Genomic DNA, 6,191 nt, shown 5'->3' with positions numbered 1-6,191 from the left:
CCGCTTCCGGTGCCGATGAGCGACTGAGCGCGAAGCGATCAGGCTGGGGCGCAGGGCGGGGGCGGGGGAGAGGGATGTGTCAGGCAGGTGCGCAGGTCTGAAAGGTCCGTGCTAGACGCTTCTATTCGGTTCTGCAACAGCTAACGCAGACATAGCCAATTCACTCGCCAAGCAGACCGCAGGTCTGCCCTGCGATGCTTCCATGGGGGCCGCTGCGCGGCCCTCAGCGACTGAAGTCGCCCCCACAGTCATCGCATCCGGTCACGCGTTGGCGTGGGTATCGACCACCAGCGTCAGCCGCGCGATGAAACCCTCGCCGTCCTCTATCAGCTCGGCCACCGACTGCTCGCCCTCCTGGCGGCGATAGAGGTAGTCCTGCTCCAGGGATGTCCATTCCTGGCCGGGATGCGAATAGGGCGGTCGGGCCATGGCAGGGCGGATGACGGCCTCGGGGAAGTACAGCTGGCCGGTGTGGATATCCTTCTCGCCCAGATGCACCTTGAGGTGCACGTGGTTGGTGCGGCCGGGGTAGCAACCCGGGAGGATGCTGCGGAATTCCGCGCGGCCCGCCGCATCGGTGATCTGCACGCCGCGCAGGAAGCGGCTCGCCTGGTTGGCGCCGACGCCTGAGTAGGCGCCCAGGGCGTCGCAGTGCCAGACCTCGAGGGCGGCATCATCCAGGGGCTGGCAGCCGTCCAGTTGCAACACCTGGAACTGCAGCCGGAGCGGGATGCCCGGCTTGCCATCGGTGATGTCCTGTCGCAGCAGTGCGTCCTCCAGGTAGAAGGGGCCGGCGGTCTGTTCCGGACTGAGGCGGCAGGTGCTGGCGGCGGCCTGGCCGAATCGCGGCCAGTGCAGCGCAACCAGGCTACCCACACAGAGCTGAATCATCTGGCGGCGGGTGGGATGCATGAAGGCGCTCCTCTGCTGAAAAGCCGTGAGGGCTTTCCATCCTACGCCTGGTGCGAGAGGACGGCTGCGCCCATCGGTCGCGGCCAATGCAGATGCTTTCACTTATCTTTCACAGTCCCCGGGTGTATCTTGTGCGCCCCGTAAGCCGGCCCGACAGAGGCCGGTTCGATTAGCCGATGGGACAGCCCGTTCTTCCCCAGAGGAGCCTGACCCCATGTCCTTCACTCGCAGACAGATTCTTGGCGGCCTGGTCGGCCTCGGTGTAGTCGGCCTCGGTGCCGGTGGCGCCCGCTATTGGCTGGCGCGTACCCGGGATGCCAGGACCCACGACTACGAACTGATCGCCGCGCCGCTCGACCTCGAACTGGTCGCCGGCCACACCACTCCGGCCTGGGCCTATGGCGGCCAGGCGCCGGGCGTGGAGCTGCGCTCGCGCCAGGGCGACTGGCTGCGGGTGCGCTTCATCAACAAGCTCGACGAGCCCACTACCATCCACTGGCACGGCATCCGCCTGCCCCTGGAAATGGACGGCGTGCCCTACGTGTCGCAGTTGCCGGTGCTGCCCGGCGAGTACTTCGACTACCGCTTCAAGACCGAGGATGCCGGCAGTTTCTGGTACCACCCGCACCTGTCCAGCGCCCACCAACTGGGACGCGGCTTGGTCGGCCCGCTGATAGTCGAGGAGCGCGAGCCCAGCGGCTTCGCCCATGAAAAGGTGCTCAGCCTGAAGACCTGGCACGTGGACCAGGACGGCGCCTTCACCGCCTTCAGCGTGCCCCGCGAGGCCGCCCGCGAAGGCACCCGCGGGCGTCTGACCACCATCAACGGCAAGCCCCTGCCGACCCTGGACCTGCCCGCCGGCCAGGTGGTTCGCCTGCGCCTGCTGAACCTGGACAACACTGTTACCTACCGGCTCAATCTGCCGGGGGCCGAGGTGCGCATCTACGCCCTCGACGGCCATCCCATCGAACCTCGCGAGCTGGGCAAGGAATACTGGCTCGGCCCGGGCATGCGCATAGAACTGGCCCTCAAGGTGCCGGCGGCCGGCGTCGAGCTGCCGCTGCGCAACGGCCCGCTGCGCCTTGCCACCCTGAAAAGCGTGGCAAGCCAGGAGCCGGCCGGCGACTGGCCTGCGCCCCTGCCGGCCAATCCGGTGCCCGAGCCGGATCTGGCCAAGGCCCAGGTGATGCGCTTCAACTTCGAGTGGGCGGCGACCCTGGCCAGTGCCGCCGGACGGCCGAGCAACTACTGGCAGATCAACGGCAAGGCCTGGGACATCAACGACAAGACCTGCGCCGACCGCCCGATCGCCAAGTTGAAGAAGGACGGCCATTACATCTTCGAGCTGCGCAACATGGCCCAGTACCTGCACCCCATCCACCTGCACGGCATGGCCTTCAAGGTGCTGGACTCGGACCGCAAGAACATTGTTCCCTACTTCACCGACACCTATCTGCTGGGCAAGAACGAGACCGCGCGCATCGCGCTGGTGGCGGATAACCCGGGGGTATGGATGTTCCACTGTCATGTCATCGACCATATGGAAACCGGCCTGATGGCCGCCATCGAAGTCGCCTGAGCCCGACCATGCGCCAACCCCAGATCATCGACCGCAGCCGCGACGAACATTTCATGCGTGAAGCCCTGGCCCTGGCCCAGCAGGGCGCGCTGCTGGGCGAGGTGCCGGTGGGTGCGGTGCTGGTGCAGGACGGCGAGATAGTCGGACGTGGCTTCAATTGCCCCATCTCCGGCCATGACCCCAGCGCCCATGCCGAGATGGTGGCGGTACGCGATGCCGCCAGCCGCCTGGAAAACTACCGCCTGGTAGGCAGCACCCTCTACGTCACCCTGGAGCCCTGCAGCATGTGCGCCGGGCTCATCGTCCACTCGCGGATCACCCGCGTCGTCTATGGCGCCACCGAGCCCAAGGCCGGCGTGGTGGTCAGCCGCGGCCAGTTCTTCAACCAGGACTTCCTCAACCACCGGGTGCTGGTCGAGGGCGGGGTGCTGGCGCAGGCGTGCAGCGAGCTGCTATCGGGCTTCTTCCAGGCCCGTCGTGCGGCCCGCAAGGACGCCTGAGGCGCTCGACATCCAACTGCCATGCGACCAAGGTCGCATGCCCTTCGCCTGGACCTTTGAGCTTGCTGTGTTAAGGTGCGCGGCCGCCCGAGAAGGGCGTTCCAGAGCGGTTCTTTTGAGGGGCGCCTGGGCCGGTCCCGAATCCGGGATCAATGCCAGGAGGCGCCCGTAGTCCCGTAGTCCCGCAGTGCCCGTTTCATCGTTTGACGGAAAGGCCATGGCAGCTCAGGTCCGGGCCTCTCCTGAAACATGAATGCGTTGTCGAGGGTGCTGTTATGAGTGAAACCGGGGTCCAGTCGTACCAGGATCAGGTTGGGGCGGAGTCCGTCGATTCGTCGGGGTTGGCAGTCCATCGGCTGAGCTTCCTCGAAGCCGTGGCCATGATCGTGGGCACCAATATCGGCGCCGGCGTGCTGTCCATGGCCTACGCCAGCCGCAAGGCCGGTTTCCTGCCATTGCTGATGTGGCTGGCGGTGGCGGGGGTATTCACCACCATCTCCATGCTCTACGTGTCGGAAACCGCGCTGCGCACCCGCACCCACAGCCAACTGAGTGGTCTCGCCCAACGCTACGTGGGTTCATTCGGCGCCTGGGCCATCTTCCTGTCGGTGGCGGTGAACAGCATCGGCGCGCTGATCGCCTACATGAGCGGCAGCGGCAAGATCCTCAGCGCCTTCCTCGGCATCAGCCCGGCGCTGGGCAGCCTGCTGTTCTTCCTTCCGGCCGCGCTGGTGCTCTACCTTGGCCTCGGCGCCATCGGCAAGGGCGAGAAGTTCATCAGCATCGGCATGGTGAGCATGATCGTCCTCCTGGTGATCGCCACCCTGGTGAACGAGAACACCGATGTCGCGCGGCTGCTGGAAGGCGACTGGATCTACATGGTGCCGGTGTTCAACATCGCGGTGTTCTGCTTCTCCGCGCAGTACATAGTCCCGGAAATGGCCCGTGGTTTCAGCCATGCTCCGGAGCAGCTGCCCAAGGCGGTGATCACCGGCATGCTGGTGACCTTCTGCTTGCTGGCCATAGTGCCGATGTCGGTGATCTCCCTCACCGGCCTGGAGAACCAGACGGAAGTTGCCACCCTGGCCTGGGGCCAGGCGCTGGGTCAGTGGGCCTTCTACACTGCCAACACCTTCGCTCTCTGCGCCATGCTGACCTCCTACTGGGGCCTCGGCGGCAGTTTCCTGACCAACATCTTCGACAAGTTCCACACGCTCGGCCCGGAAAGCCAGCCGAAGACCCGCCTGCTGGTGCTCGGCATCGTTTGCGTGCCGCCCTTCGTGCTGGCCTACAGCGGCATGGTCGGCTTCGTCAACGCGCTGTACTTCGCCGGCGCCTTCAGCGGCGTGATCCTGTCCATTATGCCGATCCTCATGCTGCGCTCCGCCCGTCGCCACGGCGACCTGCAGCCTGCCTGGCAGTGCGGCTGGATCGCCCATCCGGCCATTCAGGCGGTCATCGTGGTGATCTACCTGGCCAGTGCCGTCTACGCCATCTGCAGCGCGCTGAGCCTGCTGCCGTCAGGGTGGTGATGGCCTGAAGAAGAGGAAGCCCGCTTGATGCGGGCTTTTTTCTGGATTGCTGGGGGCAAATGGATGCGGGTCTTACCGGGTCGGATGAGTTGCCGGCGCGAGCCACGCCTTGATCTCTGGGGGAGGGGAAAGGGGCTGGGGCCTTCAGAGCTTCTCGTCCGGCTGCTCGGTCGGCCGGGTCTTGTTCACCCCGGGCAGGTGGGTGGCGTTCTCCGCCAGTTGGCTGCCCTCCATCTGCGGCTGGGTCACCCAGGTGAGGATGTCGTAGTAGCGGCGGATGTTCTGCACGAAGTGCACCGTCTCGCCGCCGCGGGCGTAGCCGTAGCGGGTCTTGCGGTACCACTGCTTCTGCGACAGGCGCGGCAGCATTTTTTTCACGTCCAGCCACTTGTTCGGGTTCAGGCCCTCGGCTTCGGCCAGTTTGCGCGCGTCGCCCAGGTGGGCGATGCCGATGTTGTAGGCGGCCAGGGCGAACCAGGTGCGGTCCGGCTCCTTGAGGTCCTGGGAGAGGCCGTCCTTGATCATGGTGAAGTATTTGGCGCCGCCGTGGATGCTCTGCTTGGCGTTCAGGCGGTTGGAAACGCCCATGGCCTTGGCGGTGCCCTCGGTGAGCATCATCAGGCCGCGCACGCCGGTCTTGGAAGTCGCGGTGGGTTGCCAGAGGGATTCCTGGTAGCCGATGGCGGCCAGCAGGCGCCAGTCCACCTCGTTCTTCTGCGAGGTCTGGCGGAAGTGCTGTTCGTACTTGGGCAGGCGTTGCTGCAAGTGCTTGGCGAAGGTGTAGGCGCCTACATAGCCGAGTACGTCGACATGGCCGTAGTAGCGGTCCTTCAGGCGTTGCAGGGTGCCGTCCTTGCGCGCCTTGTCGAGGAAGGCGTTGACCTCGTCGTACAGGCTGTCGTCCTCGCCCGGCGCCATGGCCCAGGCCAGGCTGGTGGCGTCGCCCAGGTCGAAGGCCACGCGCACGTTGGGGAAGTAGACCTGGTTCATCGCCAGTTCGTTGGAGTCCACCAGGGTCAGGTCGATCTGTCCTTCGTCGACCATGCGCAACAGGTCGACCACCTCCACTTCGTCGGATTCTTCGTATTTCAGGCCGGGCAGGGTGGCCTTCATGGCCGCCAACTGCTCGGCGTGACTGCTGCCTTTGAGCACCATGATGCGGCGGCCGACCAGGTCGTCGGGACGGGTGGGGCGGCGCTCGCCATTGCGGTAGATGACCTGGGGGGTGACGTCCAGGTAGGAATGGGAGAAGCGCACGTCGTTCTTGCGCGCTTCGCTGGCAACCAGGCCGGCGGCGGCCAGCACCGGGCCGTTGGCCTGGCCCAGACGGAAGTAGAGGTCATCGAGCTTGTCGGCGGTTTCGATCTTGAGCTCCACGCCCAGGTCGTCGGCGAAACGCTTGACCAGCTCGTACTCGAAGCCGGTTTCGCCGTTGCGGTCCTCGAAGTAGGTCGCCGGGCTGTTGCGGGTGATCACGCGTAGGACGCCCTCCTCCTGAACGCGCTCGAGCGTGGTGGGCTGCTTGCAGCCGCTGAGCATCAGGAGGATTCCGGTCGCCAGCAGCCAGAAGGTGCGGCGCTTGCGGAACGTAGGTTGTTTGAGCATTTCTGCAGTATACGCAAAGCCTGGCGGGTGCCATATCTCGACAGGTGGCATCATCTCTGCTAG

Annotated in this window: 5 protein-coding genes; 3 read left to right on the top strand and 2 right to left on the bottom strand. The window is 65.5% G+C overall.

Annotated elements, in window-relative coordinates; translation table 11 throughout:
• Nucleotides 1-261 precede the first annotated feature (261 nt).
• The gene (locus E8F11_RS22575; RefSeq protein ID WP_280291117.1) at nt 262-912 is read right to left on the bottom strand and encodes an intradiol ring-cleavage dioxygenase; all 651 of its coding nucleotides are present in this window, start codon (nt 910-912) and stop codon (nt 262-264) included.
• 214 nt (nt 913-1,126) lie between these two features.
• Between E8F11_RS22575 and E8F11_RS22570 the strand changes: the two genes are divergently transcribed.
• The 3 genes from E8F11_RS22570 (at nt 1,127) to E8F11_RS22560 (ending at nt 4,523) form a co-directional block, all read left to right on the top strand.
• Nucleotides 1,127-2,491, top strand: coding sequence for a multicopper oxidase family protein (locus E8F11_RS22570; protein WP_280291116.1), 1,365 nt, complete (start codon nt 1,127-1,129; stop codon nt 2,489-2,491).
• 8 nt (nt 2,492-2,499) lie between these two features.
• Nucleotides 2,500-2,991, top strand: a complete 492-nt coding sequence (gene tadA / locus E8F11_RS22565) for a tRNA adenosine(34) deaminase TadA (protein ID WP_280291115.1) — start codon at nt 2,500-2,502, stop codon at nt 2,989-2,991.
• A gap of 275 nt (nt 2,992-3,266) precedes the next feature.
• Nucleotides 3,267-4,523: an amino acid permease gene (locus E8F11_RS22560; protein WP_280291114.1), complete on the top strand. Its 1,257-nt coding sequence runs from the start codon at nt 3,267-3,269 to the stop codon at nt 4,521-4,523.
• Nucleotides 4,524-4,667: 144 nt separating this feature from the next.
• On the opposite strand, the gene mltF is transcribed toward E8F11_RS22560, so the two are convergent.
• The gene (gene mltF / locus E8F11_RS22555) at nt 4,668-6,128 is read right to left on the bottom strand and encodes a membrane-bound lytic murein transglycosylase MltF (protein WP_280291113.1); all 1,461 of its coding nucleotides are present in this window, start codon (nt 6,126-6,128) and stop codon (nt 4,668-4,670) included.
• Nucleotides 6,129-6,191: the final 63 nt, after the last annotated feature.

Origin of the sequence: Pseudomonas sp. BN417, assembly GCF_029871205.1 — a bacterium.
In the GTDB taxonomy this organism is placed as follows: domain Bacteria; phylum Pseudomonadota; class Gammaproteobacteria; order Pseudomonadales; family Pseudomonadaceae; genus Metapseudomonas.
This window is presented reverse-complemented; position numbering and strand designations above follow the sequence as displayed.

Coding starts and splice junctions, on each gene's coding strand:
- E8F11_RS22575 (WP_280291117.1), bottom strand. CDS start 912: ATGCATCCCACCCGCCGCCAGATGATTCAGCTCTGTGTGGGTAGCCTG.
- tadA (WP_280291115.1), top strand. CDS start 2,500: ATGCGCCAACCCCAGATCATCGACCGCAGCCGCGACGAACATTTCATG.
- mltF (WP_280291113.1), bottom strand. CDS start 6,128: ATGCTCAAACAACCTACGTTCCGCAAGCGCCGCACCTTCTGGCTGCTG.
- E8F11_RS22560 (WP_280291114.1), top strand. CDS start 3,267: ATGAGTGAAACCGGGGTCCAGTCGTACCAGGATCAGGTTGGGGCGGAG.
- E8F11_RS22570 (WP_280291116.1), top strand. CDS start 1,127: ATGTCCTTCACTCGCAGACAGATTCTTGGCGGCCTGGTCGGCCTCGGT.